This window comes from Salmonella sp. SAL00670 (assembly GCF_046552235.1).
Taxonomy (GTDB): domain Bacteria; phylum Pseudomonadota; class Gammaproteobacteria; order Enterobacterales; family Enterobacteriaceae; genus Salmonella; species Salmonella enterica.
Window position 1 is genome coordinate 239,777 of sequence record NZ_JBGDUO010000002.1, and the last position, 16,175, is coordinate 255,951.

The window sequence follows — 16,175 nt, forward strand, 5'->3', positions numbered from 1 at the left end:
ATACGCTTAACCCACCGGGAATAACCAGGAAAACTCCAGGTATTCGTTTCGGCTTCATCAGGCGTAAGAGTGGGTGTTTGCAGGGCAAACTAGGCCAGCTCTCCCTTGACTAACGGGACGAAGCGAACGGCCTCCACGGTATCGATAATAAATTCGCCGCCCCGGCGACGCACGCGTTTCAAAAACTGCTGCTCATCGCCCACGGGCAGAACAAGAATGCCGCCTTCATCCAACTGTGCCATGAGCGCGGTAGGAATTTCCGGCGGCGCGGCCGTCACAATGATAGCGTCAAACGGCGCACGCGCCTGCCAGCCTTGCCAGCCATCGCCATGACGGGTAGAAACATTATGTAAATCGAGCTGCTTCAGGCGGCGACGCGCCTGCCATTGCAGCCCCTTAATCCGCTCAACGGAGCAAACGTGATGTACCAGATGCGCCAGAATCGCCGTCTGATAGCCGGAACCGGTGCCAATTTCCAGCACCCTGGATTGCGGCGTCAGTTCGAGCAGTTCCGTCATTCGCGCCACCATATAGGGCTGCGAAATCGTCTGACCCTGGCCTATCGGCAAAGCGATATTTTCCCAGGCCTTATGTTCAAACGCTTCATCAATAAATTTCTCGCGCGGCACTGCAGCAAGCGCATTAAGCACCTGCTCATCTCTGATGCCCTGCGCGCGCAATTGTTCAAGAAGAGCCTGTACACGTCCACTTACCATTGCGTGCCAACTCCCACGCTGTCTAACCAGTCTGAAACCACATCATGCGCGCTGTGCGCGGTTAAATCCACATGCAACGGCGTGACGGAGACGTAGCCTTCATCCACCGCCGCGAAATCGGTATCCGGCCCGGCATCGTATTTATCGCCCGGCGGGCCAATCCAGTACAATGTATTACCGCGCGGATCTTCCTGCGGGATTACTTTATCCGCTGGATGGCGGCTACCACAGCGAGTCACGCGGATGCCTTTAACCTGCGCTAACGGTAGATCCGGGACATTCACGTTGAGAATACGCCCGGTACGCAACGGCTCCCGGCTTAACCCTCGCAAAAGCGCGCAAGTCACGGCTGCAGCCGTATCATAATGTTGATAGCCGTTAAGGGAGACCGCTAATGCCGGAAAGCCGAGATGACGACCTTCCATCGCCGCGGCGACAGTACCGGAATAGATCACATCATCGCCCAGATTCGGACCCGCGTTAATACCGGAAACGACAATATCCGGACGCGGACGCATTAAGGCATTAACGCCCAGATAGACGCAATCGGTCGGCGTCCCCATCTGTACGGCGATATCGCCATTATCAAAGGTAAAAGTACGAAGCGAAGATTCCAGCGTGAGGGAATTAGACGCGCCGCTGCGGTTACGATCCGGGGCTACGACCTGTACATCAGCAAACTCACGCAGCGCTTTCGCCAGCGTTTGTATACCGGGCGCGTGAACCCCGTCATCGTTACTCAGCAATATGCGCATAATCACCCATTGTGTTGATCAGTTCCCTTACTACGCTGGTGGCAAAACTGCCTGCGGGCAGCCAGAAACGTAACTCGACGGTAACGTCATCCCACCAGTTCCAGCTTAATTGTTGCGGATAAAGCAGCATCGCTCTGCGCGACGCCTCTACTTTTTCGCGCAGCAACAGCGATTGCAACACCGTTTCCTGGGCAATGGCATCTTGCTCAAACGCCAGCGCCGCACGCTGTGTTCCCCACTCTCCGCTGCCCGGCAACGACGCTGTAATCATCAGCTCTTTTTCGTCTACCCGGCGCTGCAATTCAGGCAGTTCTTCAGATGTCGCGACGAACCAGCTTCCACGCCCCGCTAATTGTAGCGCATCGCCGTCAACAACTTGATTAAAGTCTGGTTTCTTCAGCCGCTGGTGAACAATTTGATTAAACAACGCGCTACGTGCCGCCGACAACCAAAAACTGCGTTTATTGCGATCGCGCACCGGCGCGTTACTTTGCGCCCAGTGCAGCGCGCCCTGCAAGTTGCTGCCGCCAATGCCGAATCGCTGTGCACCAAAATAGTTCGGCACGCCGCCATCGCGAATCGCCTGCAATCGTGTTTCGACATCGCGGCGATCGCTTATTTCACGCAACACCAGAGTAAAGGCATTGCCTTTCAGCGCGCCTAAACGCAGCTTACGCTTGTGACGCGCGTATTCCAGCACTTTACAACCTTCCAGCTGAAAGGCGCTGAAATCGGGCATCTCTTTCCCCGGCACGCGCGCGCACAGCCACTGCTCGGTAACGGCGTGTTTATCTTTTTGCCCGGCAAAGCTCACTTCGCGAGCGTGAATTTTCAGGAATTTCGCCAGCGCGTCAGCGACAAAACGGGTATTGCAACCGTTTTTCAAAATACGCAGCAGAATGTGCTCGCCTTCACCATCCGGCGTAAAGCCTAAATCTTCGACCACCACAAAATCTTCCGGATTCGCTTTCAGCAATCCGCTACCTTGTGGTTTTCCGTGCAGCCAGGTGAGATTGTCAAACTCTGTCATTTCGCCGCCTTCATCAGCAACGCGACCGCTTCGCAGGCAATGCCTTCTCCGCGTCCGGTAAATCCGAGCTTTTCCGTCGTCGTCGCCTTCACGTTAACGTCATCCATATGGCAACCGAGATCTTCGGCGATAAAGACGCGCATTTGCGGAATATGCGGCAGCATTTTCGGCGCCTGCGCAATAATGGTGACATCCACGTTGCCGAGGGTGTACCCCTTCGCCTGAATACGACGCCAGGCTTCACGCAGTAGTTCGCGGCTATCCGCTCCCTTAAATGCCGGATCGGTATCCGGGAAGAGCTTGCCGATATCGCCAAGCGCCGCCGCGCCCAGCAGCGCATCGGTCAGCGCATGTAACGCCACATCGCCATCGGAATGCGCCAATAGCCCTTTTTCATAAGGGATACGCACGCCGCCAATAATAATCGGCCCTTCTCCGCCAAACGCGTGTACGTCAAAACCGTGTCCAATTCGCATTATGCTTTCTCCTGGTGGATGGTTCGGGTCAGATAAAATTCCGCCAGCGCCAGATCTTCCGGACGGGTGACCTTGATGTTATCCGCGCGACCTTCTACCAGCGCCGGATGAAAACCACAATACTCCAGCGCTGACGCCTCGTCGGTGATGGTCGCGCCTTCATTCAGCGCACGCGTCAGACAATCGTGCAAGAGTTCGCGGGGGAAAAACTGCGGGGTGAGCGCGTGCCATAAATCGGCGCGCTCTACGGTATGGGCAATCGCGTTTTTCCCCGGTTCGCCGCGTTTCATGGTGTCGCGCACCGGACTGGCGAGAATACCGCCGACCCGGCTGTTTTCGCTGATGGCCAGTAACCGCGCAAGGTCATCCTGATGCAAACAGGGTCTTGCCGCGTCGTGCACCAGCACCCACTGCGCCTCTGCAACGGCCTGTAACCCGGCCAAAACGGAATCAGCGCGTTCGTTGCCGCCATCCACAACGGTGATTTGCGGATGATCCGCCAGCGGAAGTTGGGCAAAGCGATGATCGCCAGGGCTGATAGCAATAACAACGCGTGTCACCCGAGGATGCGCCAGCAGCGCATGAACTGAGTGCTCCAGAATGGTTTTATTACCGATTGAGAGATACTGCTTAGGACATTCTGTTTGCATTCGGCGGCCAAATCCGGCCGCCGGCACCACGGCGCAAACGTCCAATAAAGTGGCTGCCATGTTAAATCCCTGGATGGTTTATCGATGAGTTTGCCCCGCCGTTGCCGCGCGTTTTGAGGCGTCAGGCACCAGACGATAGAAGGTTTCGCCCGGTTTGGTCATGCTAAGTTCGTTGCGCGCGCGCTCCTCAATCGCTTCCTGGCCGCCATTGAGATCGTCAATTTCGGCAAAAAGCTGATCGTTACGCGCTTTAAGTTTGGCGTTTGTCGCCTGCTGCGCGACCACATCATCGTTGACGCGGCTATAGTCATGTATGCCGTTCTTACCGAACCACAGCGAGTACTGTAGCCAGACCAGTAAAGCCAGCAACAGCAGCGTTAGTTTACCCATCCTGCCCCCTGAAAAACGGCATCATCATCCCATAACGTCCTCTGTGACTCCACATTCAGGACGGGATTGCCGCGACAACGCCGGCAAATGTACCACATTTGCCGGATGTTACGTATACCCGAGTAAGGAGAACATAATCTCATTGTTGGTTACGGTTTGAATTATGACCGGAGGCGCAGTGATAACCCGTCTACCCTAATAGCCATATGAATAACGCGCCGAACAGCGCGCCTACGGCCAGTAGAGTAAACATGATGCTAAAAAGTATTTTGCCCTTTACCAACAGATGCAACGCAATGCCGATAATCACCGATACCGGCATTAACGCGAGGAAAAAGGGCCAGGTATAGAGGAAAAAAAACAGCGTGTTAGGGCCATAAAGCAGAAAAGGGATCCCCAACGCCAGCAGCCATGACACAAAGCCGACCACCGCCCCCGGAAATGCACTGGTGGCGTCATCGTCGACCATGAAGGCGTCTGACCTTGTGAAAGTAATGTTATGGCTATTACGCATATTAAATCCTGTAACCTTGACCATACCAGGCATACAAGCCCGGTGGTGTCTCAGGATCTGATAATATCGCGCCGTCTCAGCAGGTCTAATAATTGGGAAACCAAATTTGTTACTAATTGTTCACCATTAAGATGAACCTGGGGCGAGTCAGGCGCTTCGTAAATGGCGTCGATGCCGGTAAAGTTACGCAACTCGCCCGCGCGCGCTTTTTTATACAACCCTTTAGGATCGCGCTGTTCACAGATAGCCAGCGGCGTATTGACATAAATCTCGATAAAACGATCGTGGCCGACGCGCTCTTTTACCAGTTGCCGCTCGGCGCGGTGCGGAGAAATAAATGCCGTCAAAACAATCAGGCCGGCGTCCGCCATCAGACTGGCCACTTCGCCTACCCGCCGAATATTTTCCTGGCGATCGGCATCGCTAAAACCTAAATCACGGCACAAACCGTGGCGCACATTATCGCCATCCAACAGGTAGGTACTGACGCCACGCTGATGTAACGCCTCTTCCAGCGCGCCGGCCACCGTTGACTTTCCCGAACCGGAGAGTCCGGTAAACCACAGCACCACGCCACGGTGGCCGTGGAGCTGTTCACGGGCGGCGACAGTAACGGGATGAGAGTGCCAGACCACGTTCTCATCATGCAGCGCCATGTTTATCTCCCAGCAAATCTCGGGCGTCCCAGTGCGGAAAATGACGGCGTACCAGCGCATTCAGCTCCAGCTCAAACGCACTGTATTCCACGGGCGGCGTCGCTCCGCGTTCATCCAGTTCCCGCACCATGCCAGCGCCCACGGTAACGTTAGAAAGTCGGTCGATAAAAATCAGTCCGCCCGTCACCGGATTTTGCTGATAAATATCCAGCGCGAGCGGCTCATCGAATGTCATCTCCACCAGACCAATACCGTTTAACGGCAGGCTCTCGACGTCTCGTTGGGTCAGATTGTTGATATCAATCTGATAGCGAATAGCCTCGATACGCGCGCGGGTTTTCTTACCCGCAAGTTTAACATCGTAGCTTTGGCCCGGCGCCAGCGGCTGTTCCGCCATCCATACCACGTCGATCGCAGCGTGCCGCGCAGGTGCCAGCGTCTCGTTTGCCGCCAGCAGCAGATCGCCGCGGCTAATATCAATGTCGTCGTTGAGTACCAGGGTAATGGCTTCGCCCGCACAGGCTTCTTCTTTGTCGCCATCAAAAGTGACGATACGCGCCACGCTGGATTCCACGCCGGACGGCAGCGCTTTAATGCGCTCTCCGACTTTGACGCTACCAGACGCCAGAGTGCCGGCATACCCCCGAAAATCAAGATTCGGGCGATTGACGTATTGTACCGGAAAGCGCATCGGCTGACGGTCTACCGCACGCTGTATGTCTACCGTTTCCAGGACTTCCAGCAGCGTCGGACCGCTGTGCCAGCGCATATTCGCGCTCTGCGCGGCGACATTATCCCCTTCCAGCGCCGAAAGCGGGACAAAGCGAATATCCAGATCGCCCGGCAACTGTTCAGCAAAGGTCAGGTAATCTTCACGAATACGGGCGAAGGTCTCTTCGCGGTAGTCAACGAGATCCATTTTGTTGATTGCCACCACCAGGTGTTTGATCCCCAACAGAGTGGAGATAAAGCTATGGCGACGCGTCTGATCCAGCACGCCTTTACGCGCGTCGATCAGTAGGATCGCCAGATCGCAGGTGGACGCTCCGGTCGCCATATTCCGGGTATATTGTTCATGGCCCGGCGTGTCGGCGATAATAAATTTTCGTTTTTCCGTGGAGAAATAGCGGTACGCGACGTCAATAGTAATGCCCTGCTCACGCTCGGCCTGTAGCCCATCTACCAGCAGCGCCAGATCGAGTTTTTCTCCCTGCGTGCCATGACGTTTACTGTCATTATGCAGAGAAGAGAGCTGATCTTCATAAATTTGCAGGGTATCGTGCAGCAAACGACCTATCAACGTACTTTTACCGTCATCAACGCTGCCACAGGTTAAAAAACGCAGCAGGCTTTTGTGTTGTTGGGCCATCATCCAGGCTTCGACGCCGCCTTCATTGGCGATTTTTTGTGCAAGTATGGTGTTCATGGCGGCTCCTTAGAAATACCCCTGACGTTTTTTAAGCTCCATCGACCCCGCCTGATCGCGGTCAATCATCCTCCCCTGGCGCTCGCTGGTGGTAGAAACCAGCATCTCTTCGATAATTTCCGGCAGCGTTTGCGCGTGGGATTCCACCGCCCCGGTGAGCGGCCAACAGCCAAGTGTACGGAAGCGCACCATCCTTTTTTTGATGACTTCGCCAGGCTGGAGATCGATACGATCGTCATCCACCATCATCAACATGCCGTCACGTTCCAGAACCGGGCGTTCAGCAGCCAAATACAGCGGCACGATGTCGATGTTTTCCAGCCAGATGTATTGCCAGATATCCTGCTCTGTCCAGTTGGAGAGCGGGAAGACGCGTATACTTTCGCCTTTATTAATCTGACCGTTATAGTTACGCCACAACTCTGGACGCTGATTTTTCGGGTCCCAGCGATGGAAACGGTCACGAAAGGAGTAAATACGTTCTTTCGCACGGGATTTTTCCTCATCGCGCCGTGCGCCGCCGAACGCGGCATCAAAACCGTACTTATTCAGCGCCTGCTTTAACCCTTCGGTTTTCATAATGTCGGTGTGCTTAGCGCTACCGTGAACGAACGGATTGATGCCCATCGCCACGCCTTCCGGATTTTTATGTACCAGCAACTCGCAGCCATATGCGTTGGCGGTACGATCGCGAAAGGCGTACATCTCACGGAATTTCCAACCGGTATCAACGTGCAATAGCGGGAACGGTAACGTACCCGGATAAAACGCCTTACGCGCCAGATGCAGCATGACGCTGGAGTCTTTACCAATGGAGTACAGCATGACCGGATTAGCGAATTCCGCTGCCACTTCACGGATAATGTGGATACTTTCCGCCTCCAGTTGCCGCAGGTGGGTGAGTCGTTTTTGATCCATAACCGTTCCTTTGCAATACCGTTTTTTGCTAAACATTTCGATTACACGACTATAGGGAGCGCAGGAGAGTGAATGAAATGACGAATTGGAATGAGTAGTTCCTCAAAGGAATAACGCGGCCCAAAAACCAATATCAAAAAATGCTTAACGTACCGGATTGCCAGCATTTAGGAGCAAATGAAATTGTATTAACACGATCGCGGTTTCATACTAGCCACGTAAAATTTTGTTCTGTATTTAAGGACTCATTATGTTTTCCGCAACGCGCCGCTTTGCCGTCATTCTGGCGCTCGGCGTAGGCTTTATCCTTCCTGCACAAGCAGCATCACCAGGGCCTGGTGAAATAGCGAATACTCAGGCACGACATATCGCCACCTTTTTTCCCGGGAGAATGACGGGCTCCCCCGCCGAGATGTTGTCTGCCGATTATTTACGCCAACAATTTACCCAGATGGGATACCAAAGCGATATTCGAACGTTTAATAGCCGATTTATTTATACCACGAAGGATAATCGCAAAAACTGGCATAACGTGACGGGCAGCACGGTCATCGCCGCCCATGAAGGGCGCGTGCCGCAACAGATCATCATTATGGCGCATCTGGATACGTACGCTCCGCAGAGCGACGCTGATGTCGATGCCAATCTGGGCGGTTTAACGTTACAGGGAATGGATGATAATGCCGCGGGATTAGGCGTTATGCTGGAACTGGCGGCGCGTCTGAAAGATATACCGACCCATTATGGGATTCGTTTTATCGCCACCAGCGGGGAAGAAGAGGGAAAGCTAGGCGCGGAAAATTTACTCAAACGAATGAGTGACGCTGAGAAGAAAAATACGCTGCTGGTGATTAATCTCGATAACCTGATTGTTGGCGACAAGCTCTATTTTAATAGCGGGAAAAATACGCCGGAAGCGGTGCGTACACTGACCCGCGATCGAGCATTAGCGATTGCGCGCCGTTATGGTATCGCCGCCAACACCAATCCGGGACGCAATCCATCCTACCCCAAAGGAACGGGTTGCTGTAATGATGCGGAGGTTTTCGATAAAGCGGGAATATCGGTGCTTTCTGTTGAGGCGACGAACTGGAATCTGGGTAAAAAAGACGGATACCAGCAACGCGTGAAAAATGCATCCTTCCCGAACGGCAATAGCTGGCACGACGTACGGCTTGATAATCAACAGCATATTGACAAGGCGCTGCCTGGGCGAATTGAGCGCCGTAGCCGCGATGTAGTGCGGATAATGCTGCCGTTGGTAAAAGAGCTGGCGAAGGCGGAAAAAACGTCCTGATATGCTGGTGAAACGTGTTTATCCCCGCTGGCGCGGGGAACACCGTTGGCTGGAGATATGGGAGTACCTTTGGAACGGTTTATCCCCGCTGGCGCGGGGAACACATATCCAGCCTGCGATAGAGATAGTTTTCCGGCGGTTTATCCCCGCTGGCGCGGGGAACACCGTAGTCAGTGAGAGAAATATTAACAAGCCCCCGGTTTATCCCCGCTGGCGCGGGGAACACGCATTCTGTCGTTGCCAGCTGAAGAACTGGCGCGGGGAACACATGAAGTCCTTATAGTACATTTCAAATACTCCCGGTTTATCCCCGCTGGCGCGGGGAACACAGCAACGGCAGGATCCCCATCGGGTCGTCCGGCGGTTTATCCCCGCTGGCGCGGGGAACACGAGGTGGCAAAATATTGTCAGCGGGATTTTTTCGGTTTATCCCCGCTGGCGCGGGGAACACGACCGTGCGAATTTCAAAGCGCGTTTTCGCCCCGGTTTATCCCCGCTGGCGCGGGGAACACTTTACCAATCTGTAAATATTTTTCATCTGCTGCGGTTTATCCCCGCTGGCGCGGGGAACACAGTTCGCTCTCGATCGTCGCGGCATACATCGCCGGTTTATCCCCGCTGGCGCGGGGAACACGATTGCACAGGGGGTGAGTATGGAACAGCTGACGGTTTATCCCCGCTGGCGCGGGGAACACGAAATTTCCACCGTGGATATTTCGGTTATTGGTGGTTTATCCCCGCTGGCGCGGGGAACACAATACTGACGTGTTTCACGCTGCTGCCGTCTGCGGTTTATCCCCGCTGGCGCGGGGAACACCCAACAGTAATTGCAAAATCCTGTTGTTTAATCGGTTTATCCCCGCTGGCGCGGGGAACACGGGATCAGCACCGACAACCTAAAACCACTGTTCGGTTTATCCCCGCTGGCGCGGGGAACACGAGCGAAGGTGCAACATTATCACCATATTCGGCGGTTTATCCCCGCTGGCGCGGGGAACACAATGATAAATTATCCGTTACCGCAATAACAATCGGTTTATCCCCGCTGGCGCGGGGAACACGTGCCAGTTCTCTGGTTGACGATCGGGAATGCCGGTTTATCCCCGCTGGCGCGGGGAACACCCTGCGTAGTTGATCACGATTTCCGGGATAATCGGTTTATCCCCGCTGGCGCGGGGAACACTTATAGAGTTGACTCAAATTCATTTTTATTCCCGGTTTATCCCCGCTGGCGCGGGGAACACTAGCCGGGTCTGTATCGAATACCAGCCCCGCGCGGTTTATCCCCGCTGGCGCGGGGAACACTCAATAACCCCTTTTAAATACTGCCGTTCCAGCGGTTTATCCCCGCTGGCGCGGGGAACACCCTAAATCTACCCAATTGAATTTAAATACTTTTTTAGCGCACAAAAAACCCACCAACTTTTCCTAATTTTTAAAGATCTATAACTTATTGATTTTCAACAGGTAGAAACGACACCAATCGCAGTCCATCAAGATCTACCGGAATACGTCGATTTACACCAAAAGTCTGAAACTCAAAACCTGATTCTGTATTTGTCGCCCACGCCATAACAACATTTCCCTCATCTGCCAGAACGGAAACCTGTTGCCATATCATCTCGCGGATCTTTGCGGAAACATCACCAACATACACACCAGCTCGAATTTCCAGTAACCAGACGACCAGCCTCCCCCGCAGACGAGGAGGAACATTTTCGGTAACGACAACCAGCATACTCATCGTTAGGTACTCCGATGACCGGAATCTCCCAACGCAACAGGAAGAGGGATCGCTATGGGTTGTGAATCTTCAGGAGGTAACGGCGGTTGAATTTCCCCTGCCGCGAGAACATCTTCAATAAGAGGAATCAATTTCGCCAATGTTTTTCCACTGCGGAAGATATCCCGGCAGGCAATACGGACATCACGATCAGGCTCGGCAGGATTACGTCGCGCAATTTCAAATGCTTTCGGTACAACGGTCTCAAATTTAATGATATCGGCAATATCATAGACAAAAGAAAGCGGCTTGCCGGTGTGCACAAATCCAATCGCGGGCGCATATCCGGCAGCCAGTATTGCCGCCTCCGTTACGCCATAGAGGCAGGAGGTTGCCGAGCTGATACACTGATTAATGACATCGCCTTTCTCCCAGTCTTTCGGATCGTAGCGACGTCCCTGCCATTTCACGCCATACTGCTTAGCAAGTAGTGCATAGGTTGCCCACACACGGCTCCCCTCAATACCACGCAATTGATCTACAGAACGACGGCTCGGCGCGGGTTCGCCAAAACGTAATTCAAACATTTTACGCACGACCTTCAGCCGCAAATCTTCATCCAGTGCAAGTTTCGCCTGATAAAGCAATTTGTCGGAACGGGCACCACCAGGCTGCCCCGAAGCGTAAACGCGTACGCCCGCTTCCCCCACCCACACCAGTAACGTACCCACCGTTGCCGCAAGTCGCACGGCGGCATGGGAAACCCGCGTCCCCGGTTCCAGCATGATGCAGGCCACCGATCCAACAGGAATATGGGTACGTACACCCGTTTTATCGATAAGCACAAACGCACCGTCGATCACATCTATTTGTCCGTACTGGAGAAATATCATCGAAACACGGTCTTTCAACGGGATGGGATTCAGCGGCAGCCAGCTCATCAGCGTTTCCTTTTTACCATCAGCATTCCGCAGCCCAGCGCTTTACTTTTACCTAATCCGGAAAATAAAGCCTGTTTAAACAGTGCTGCATCGGTGATACAGAGCGCACCGCTAAAATCAACGCTACTGAAAGTGATTGGGGTTTCCTGGTCTTTACGGACAAAACGATGCTGCTGATACGCTTGCACGCATCCACAATGCGCCTGCAATTCACTGTACTCGTCACCAGCCCACATAGCGAAATCATCAGGTTCCGGTGCAATCAACCGGAAACCATGCTGCTGCCCTTGTTGTTCCAGCCACGCCTGCGCGGCCTGCTGTTGAAGCTCCCACCACCGCTCTTTCTCCACACCATTCGCCTTCGCCTGATGTTTCGCGTTCATCATCACGTCACTGCGCTTACCGTTACGGGTTATCACCGGGTTAGCTCGTAGTTGAAAATCAAGCTCAAGACCATTTGTCAGTTGCGGATTAAATGGTTTGGTTTCAATAAGAAACAGGGTGTGCTGCAATAACGGCGGTATTGCCGAGAGCATAAAAAAGCCGCCATGCGCCTCTTCGCGAAACAGAAACTGACGCAATTCCTGTTCCGGAAAGAGCTGCCATAACCACTGGTGGCTGGCATAAGGCCTGGCTGAATTCCACTTTGCCAACATCTCCGGTCGCAAATTATTAAACCGGAGTTGAATACGAGAAAGATACATTATGTTCTCTCCTGCAACGGCCCATTGAAGCGGGTGTAGCCGCCAAACTGCCAGCGTTGGCGGCTAACTGGCTGGTTATTGCTATGCTGCTTTTGTTGCCAGACCAGACTCTCCTCATCAGGATCATCCCAATAACAAATGCCCTCACGCAGGGTAAATCCACTTAATTCTGCTGCGGAAATCTCCTCCACAGCATGGGTGAATACCTCTTTTAAGGTGCCGGTCATTAAACGCGCCGCTAACGGTAACGCCAGCGGGCAGGATTTTCTCCCCAGATAGAGCGGAAAATGCGGTGTCAGCAGCGCCTCTCGCAATTCGCTAAGCGAATGTGGTGCATCAGGCGTGGCGCTTATTGCCACATGCCAGTAGCCGTCGCAGCGATATTCTCGCTGCGAGATAAGCGTCCCCACTTCATCCGGCGCAAGAGTCAGTTCATCCCGGCGCGTGTAATAACGATACTTTTTGTTTTCTCGCGGCGCGCCAACGGTGTGATAATCTCGCAACCAGCGATCTTGTGAAGCCAACGCGTGCACCGCCAGATGATAGTGCTGGTTAAAGTTATTCAGCAGCGCTTCTTCGTCGCGACGAATTCCTAATGCTGCGGCAAGCAGACCCAATAGCGCAGAGCGCGTGGGAACCGTAGCTGAGTGGCGAATCTCGCCAGACGCTTCTTCCCCCCACGACGCCAGCGGCGCATAGAGCTGAAAAACCAGATATTCCTTCATTATTCATCCTTACTGGCTAACAAAGGCCAGTAATTCCGCCAGAGATCCCGTACCTTCCTGAACGTTCAACTCGCGATAATCGTCTGCACAGTTTCCGTATACGCTATCGAAGCTGGCGCGCTGCTGTTTTAAACGGGTTATTGCCGCAGGAATTTGATCGGTATCGCGTACCGGCTGGAAAAATGCCGCCGCCAGAGAACGCGGTTGTTTTTGCCCGACTTCGGCCAACGCATAGGTGGCATAGGCACGAGAAGCGAAGCTGTTTTGTTTACCGGTTGGCGAGACGGTTAACGCTGTTTCAGTGAGTGCCGCGATAGTACGCTTCGCCAGTTCTTCGTTACCACCCAGGTTTTCCACCAGCAGATCGCGGCTGATACAGACATAGGTATAGAAAAGCGCCGAGGCAAAACCCTGCTCGCCCATATGCCCGGAACCTGCGTCTTCCTCTTTATTATTCAGATCGTCAACGGCGGTGAAAAAATCAGACTCAACGGTCACGGCACTTACGCCCAACGCATGGGATACCTGACAAGCAGCCTCGACGTTGAACTCAGGCGATGACGCCAGCATACGGCCAAACAGCGCCATATCTACGCTACGCTGCTCTTTGCGCAGAAGCTTCACTTCTTCATCGTTAGGTTCGCGTTTGTCGGCAATTAGCGTATCAACCAGTTGTTTAATCAAACTAATTTCATGGTTACTGACGTGAACGATCTGCTCAATTTCGAGATTTTTTTCCGGTTTCGCATCTTTATCACTTTTAAGCTTGCCAAATTGCTTAGCGATTAACTCAGACGAACTCTTAGCAATTTTTTCTTCAATTCCGGCATCTTTCATCGGACGATAAACATAATCCACGCCAATTCGACGAGTACGCTTACCCATAAAGCCATCCATTGCCGCTTCAAAAGTTTCCGACACCCGCCAGGCACGCTTCAGACTTTGCGACGATACGCGTAAACGCTCAACTCCTCCCATAAACGCGGTCTTCGGTCTGCCAGACTCATCACGGTTCAGGTTAGCGGGCGCATAAGCAGTCAATAAATGCAGTTGAATAAAAGTTGTCATTATCAAATCCTTCTAAAAATGATTATTTGCCACGCGACGTGGAAAGATATTCGTTCGCCCAACGGATGCAATTTCGTTCAAAGGGGTTACGGAATTCCGGCTGATGGTTTTCGCGTCGTTGCCACTCTTCCATCCACAGGAAAATGCCATCGGCAAGTGAAAGAACATTCACCCCCTCCGTACCGCGAATCTTCACTGCCTGAATCAACAACTGGCAAAATGTTTCCGGGTCGGACGCTTTTTGCAAACGTTCAAAACGCAGACCAGAAACGCACGACGTGGAACCTTTAAGCTTTTCCCCTAACTGCGCAGCGAAACTAATATTCGCCTTATGACTCTTAATATGCACAGCGACGCTGACAAACAGAGCCAGAGCCATCTCATCAAGAGGTTGCAGTCGCATATGTTTAAGCAGAGCCTGGCGGAGAGCGTCATGCCCTTCACATATCATTACGCCATATGGCGGCGCCATTCTTTTCAACTCAGCCCGCCAGGCGCGACCGTTGACTCGTTTACCATCCTTGCACTCATAACGCTCAGACAGCGTAGCAAACCAGTCAAGTAGTGCCTTCTGCGCATCGGGGTGGAGAATTCTGCATAACACTGCTGTATTGCTATTCAGCATATTTGGCTTCCTTCTGTTATTCGACCAGCGCCAACACATCCTTGCGCGCTTTATGTTTACGATAGCTGCTGGCTAAATCCTGTCGGGCCGTCAGCTGGCGCTGCAGGATATCGTCCGGGCAGTCGGGGTTGGTCAGGGCATCACGGTCAAAAACGTGAAATAGATAGTGTGCTAATTCCGCCTCCCACTGACTTACTGCGTGGCGAGTCTGCGTATCCTGCCGAAGCGGATCGACAGCCAGCGCCTCTTGCAACGTCCGAAAAGCGGGTTCGGTTTCCTGCCAGAAGGCGATATCCACCATACTAAAATCCATTTTGGCTTCTTTCGGACAATCGAATTTGGCGCTCTTTAACGCGTTCCGTAACAGCGACAGCGACTCACTAGCCAGCACCAGCACGGTGTTAAGTGCAGCGAGAAATTGCTCTTCGTGCAAAACGCTAATGAGCGGAATACGGTGCTGATACCAGCAGCGGACCTTGGCCTTATCCATATCCCAGGCAAAGCACCACAGGCTCATTTTGTTCCGCTGACCAGCGGCACGAACGACCTTTGCAGGCTGCATTTTGTTGAACTTATCCTCACGATTGAGCATCAGCCCCAACCAGTCTTTATAACTTGACCCGCCCGGCTGCCCTTTAAACGCCAGCCAGGGTGCGGATGGATCTTTCAATGCCTGCCGATATGGGGAGAAGGGATGTAGCCAACTGTCGTACTGAACGCCATAATTTTTACTACACATTTGCAGTAGCAGTGATTCGTGATGCTCCCCGCACAAATCGCAGATACCTGCCACAGTGTGGGTGAAATCCAGTTCTATGCGCCGCGGCATCCCCCAGTAGGCTTGCAAGGGGTGCGCATTATCCGGTGTGACCACATTCCCCGCTTTTTCGCTGGTTTTCGTCGGCGCAAGCCAGGGAAAAATGAGTGGATGCTGTGTAACATTCGGCGGCTCTTCCTGCGGCAAAACGTTAAGCCAAAGTTTTTTCCATAGTGGATATTTATCTTCTTCCTGCGGTACCACCAGCGTAGTCAGCGGACCACCGCCGCGCATCCCTACCCGGTAACCCGCCCCGCCGGCAGGTGAATTGGTTTGAATCGCAAATAGCGCTATCGCCGCGCAGTGAGGACATATTTGTTCTACGTTGCCACGTTTTACAAAATGATCTTTATTGAGCTTGAGCGCATTCCCGCCCGGCGCATCCACCAGCAGCCCGGCAATAGAACCATATTCACTATCGAGAGGATCAAAACTTTGCAGGAAGGAAGGTTTTTGCTCGCCGAACTGTAGAGCCAGAGAAATCGTATTTAACGCCTTCTCCCATTGTTCGAATTCGATACTTTCATGCCAGATATCTGCCCATTCTTCTTTATCTTCCGGCGCGACGGTACATTGTAAAATACCAATCAGCATTTGCCATGCCGCCCCCTGAAAATCAGCCCGAGGATAGGCAAGATCCTGAATGCGGTTATCCAGAAGATCGCGTAATGATATTTTCTTTTTATCGCCGTTTGAGAATATGACGGGAAGCCATTTCTCTTTGGTTAAATCCATACCTTTACT

The 16,175-nt window shown here is 53.0% G+C and carries 18 protein-coding genes and 1 CRISPR repeat array; of the genes, 1 reads left to right on the top strand and 17 read right to left on the bottom strand.

Features of this window, described 5'->3' with window-relative positions:
* Positions 1-89: 89 nt before the first annotated feature.
* From ACLJRS_RS08620 to cysD, 10 genes are all read right to left on the bottom strand, one after another.
* Entirely contained in the window at positions 90-716 is a 627-nt protein-coding gene (locus ACLJRS_RS08620) for a protein-L-isoaspartate(D-aspartate) O-methyltransferase (protein WP_000253545.1), read from the bottom strand.
* Positions 710-1,471, bottom strand: a complete 762-nt coding sequence (surE, locus tag ACLJRS_RS08625; RefSeq protein ID WP_001221538.1) for a 5'/3'-nucleotidase SurE — start codon at positions 1,469-1,471, stop codon at positions 710-712. Before surE ends, ACLJRS_RS08620 begins: the two co-directional genes overlap by 7 nt.
* Positions 1,452-2,501 (bottom strand): tRNA pseudouridine(13) synthase TruD, encoded by a 1,050-nt coding sequence (gene truD / locus ACLJRS_RS08630; protein WP_000134243.1) that lies wholly within the window; start codon positions 2,499-2,501, stop codon positions 1,452-1,454. Before truD ends, surE begins: the two co-directional genes overlap by 20 nt.
* The gene (gene ispF, locus ACLJRS_RS08635; protein WP_001219244.1) at positions 2,498-2,977 is read right to left on the bottom strand and encodes a 2-C-methyl-D-erythritol 2,4-cyclodiphosphate synthase; all 480 of its coding nucleotides are present in this window, start codon (positions 2,975-2,977) and stop codon (positions 2,498-2,500) included. The genes truD and ispF overlap by 4 nt, the downstream gene beginning before the upstream one ends.
* Complete coding sequence (ispD, locus tag ACLJRS_RS08640) at positions 2,977-3,687, bottom strand: 2-C-methyl-D-erythritol 4-phosphate cytidylyltransferase (protein ID WP_000741641.1); 711 nt, start codon at positions 3,685-3,687, stop codon at positions 2,977-2,979. Before ispD ends, ispF begins: the two co-directional genes overlap by 1 nt.
* An 18-nt stretch (positions 3,688-3,705) precedes the next feature.
* Positions 3,706-4,017: a cell division protein FtsB gene (gene ftsB / locus ACLJRS_RS08645; RefSeq protein WP_000517480.1), complete on the bottom strand. Its 312-nt coding sequence runs from the start codon at positions 4,015-4,017 to the stop codon at positions 3,706-3,708.
* A 190-nt stretch (positions 4,018-4,207) separates the two neighbouring features.
* Positions 4,208-4,531 (bottom strand): DUF3561 family protein, encoded by a 324-nt coding sequence (locus tag ACLJRS_RS08650; protein WP_001537530.1) that lies wholly within the window; start codon positions 4,529-4,531, stop codon positions 4,208-4,210.
* A gap of 50 nt (positions 4,532-4,581) precedes the next feature.
* Complete coding sequence (cysC, locus tag ACLJRS_RS08655) at positions 4,582-5,187, bottom strand: adenylyl-sulfate kinase (RefSeq protein WP_001173663.1); 606 nt, start codon at positions 5,185-5,187, stop codon at positions 4,582-4,584.
* Entirely contained in the window at positions 5,174-6,613 is a 1,440-nt protein-coding gene (cysN, locus tag ACLJRS_RS08660; protein WP_410957778.1) for a sulfate adenylyltransferase subunit CysN, read from the bottom strand. Before cysN ends, cysC begins: the two co-directional genes overlap by 14 nt.
* Positions 6,614-6,622: 9 nt before the next feature.
* Positions 6,623-7,531, bottom strand: coding sequence for a sulfate adenylyltransferase subunit CysD (gene cysD / locus ACLJRS_RS08665; protein WP_000372384.1), 909 nt, complete (start codon positions 7,529-7,531; stop codon positions 6,623-6,625).
* A 250-nt stretch (positions 7,532-7,781) separates the two neighbouring features.
* On the opposite strand from cysD, the gene ACLJRS_RS08670 reads away from it, so the two are divergent.
* Entirely contained in the window at positions 7,782-8,828 is a 1,047-nt protein-coding gene (locus ACLJRS_RS08670) for an aminopeptidase (protein WP_000490481.1), read from the top strand.
* 300 nt (positions 8,829-9,128) lie between these two features.
* Positions 9,129-10,194: direct repeats of the CRISPR family, unit length 29 nt; unit sequence CGGTTTATCCCCGCTGGCGCGGGGAACAC.
* 84 nt (positions 10,195-10,278) lie between these two features.
* On the opposite strand, the gene cas2e is transcribed toward ACLJRS_RS08670, so the two are convergent.
* Genes cas2e through casA form a run of 7 tightly spaced genes read right to left on the bottom strand, consistent with a single transcriptional unit; the run spans position 10,279 to position 16,166 of the window.
* Positions 10,279-10,572, bottom strand: a complete 294-nt coding sequence (cas2e, locus tag ACLJRS_RS08675) for a type I-E CRISPR-associated endoribonuclease Cas2e (protein WP_000062285.1) — start codon at positions 10,570-10,572, stop codon at positions 10,279-10,281.
* Between the two features lie 2 nt (positions 10,573-10,574).
* Complete coding sequence (gene cas1e / locus ACLJRS_RS08680; RefSeq protein ID WP_000118676.1) at positions 10,575-11,492, bottom strand: type I-E CRISPR-associated endonuclease Cas1e; 918 nt, start codon at positions 11,490-11,492, stop codon at positions 10,575-10,577.
* Positions 11,492-12,196, bottom strand: a complete 705-nt coding sequence (cas6e, locus tag ACLJRS_RS08685; RefSeq protein ID WP_000281416.1) for a type I-E CRISPR-associated protein Cas6/Cse3/CasE — start codon at positions 12,194-12,196, stop codon at positions 11,492-11,494. Before cas6e ends, cas1e begins: the two co-directional genes overlap by 1 nt.
* Entirely contained in the window at positions 12,196-12,921 is a 726-nt protein-coding gene (gene cas5e, locus ACLJRS_RS08690) for a type I-E CRISPR-associated protein Cas5/CasD (RefSeq protein ID WP_410957779.1), read from the bottom strand. Before cas5e ends, cas6e begins: the two co-directional genes overlap by 1 nt.
* 9 nt (positions 12,922-12,930) lie before the next feature.
* Positions 12,931-13,989: a type I-E CRISPR-associated protein Cas7/Cse4/CasC gene (gene cas7e / locus ACLJRS_RS08695; protein WP_001670238.1), complete on the bottom strand. Its 1,059-nt coding sequence runs from the start codon at positions 13,987-13,989 to the stop codon at positions 12,931-12,933.
* 22 nt (positions 13,990-14,011) lie between these two features.
* Complete coding sequence (casB, locus tag ACLJRS_RS08700) at positions 14,012-14,614, bottom strand: type I-E CRISPR-associated protein Cse2/CasB (protein ID WP_000935104.1); 603 nt, start codon at positions 14,612-14,614, stop codon at positions 14,012-14,014.
* A gap of 16 nt (positions 14,615-14,630) precedes the next feature.
* Positions 14,631-16,166 carry a type I-E CRISPR-associated protein Cse1/CasA gene (casA, locus tag ACLJRS_RS08705; RefSeq protein WP_000366318.1) on the bottom strand — a complete coding sequence of 512 codons (1,536 nt, stop codon included), beginning with the start codon at positions 16,164-16,166 and terminating at the stop codon, positions 14,631-14,633.
* Positions 16,167-16,175: the final 9 nt, after the last annotated feature.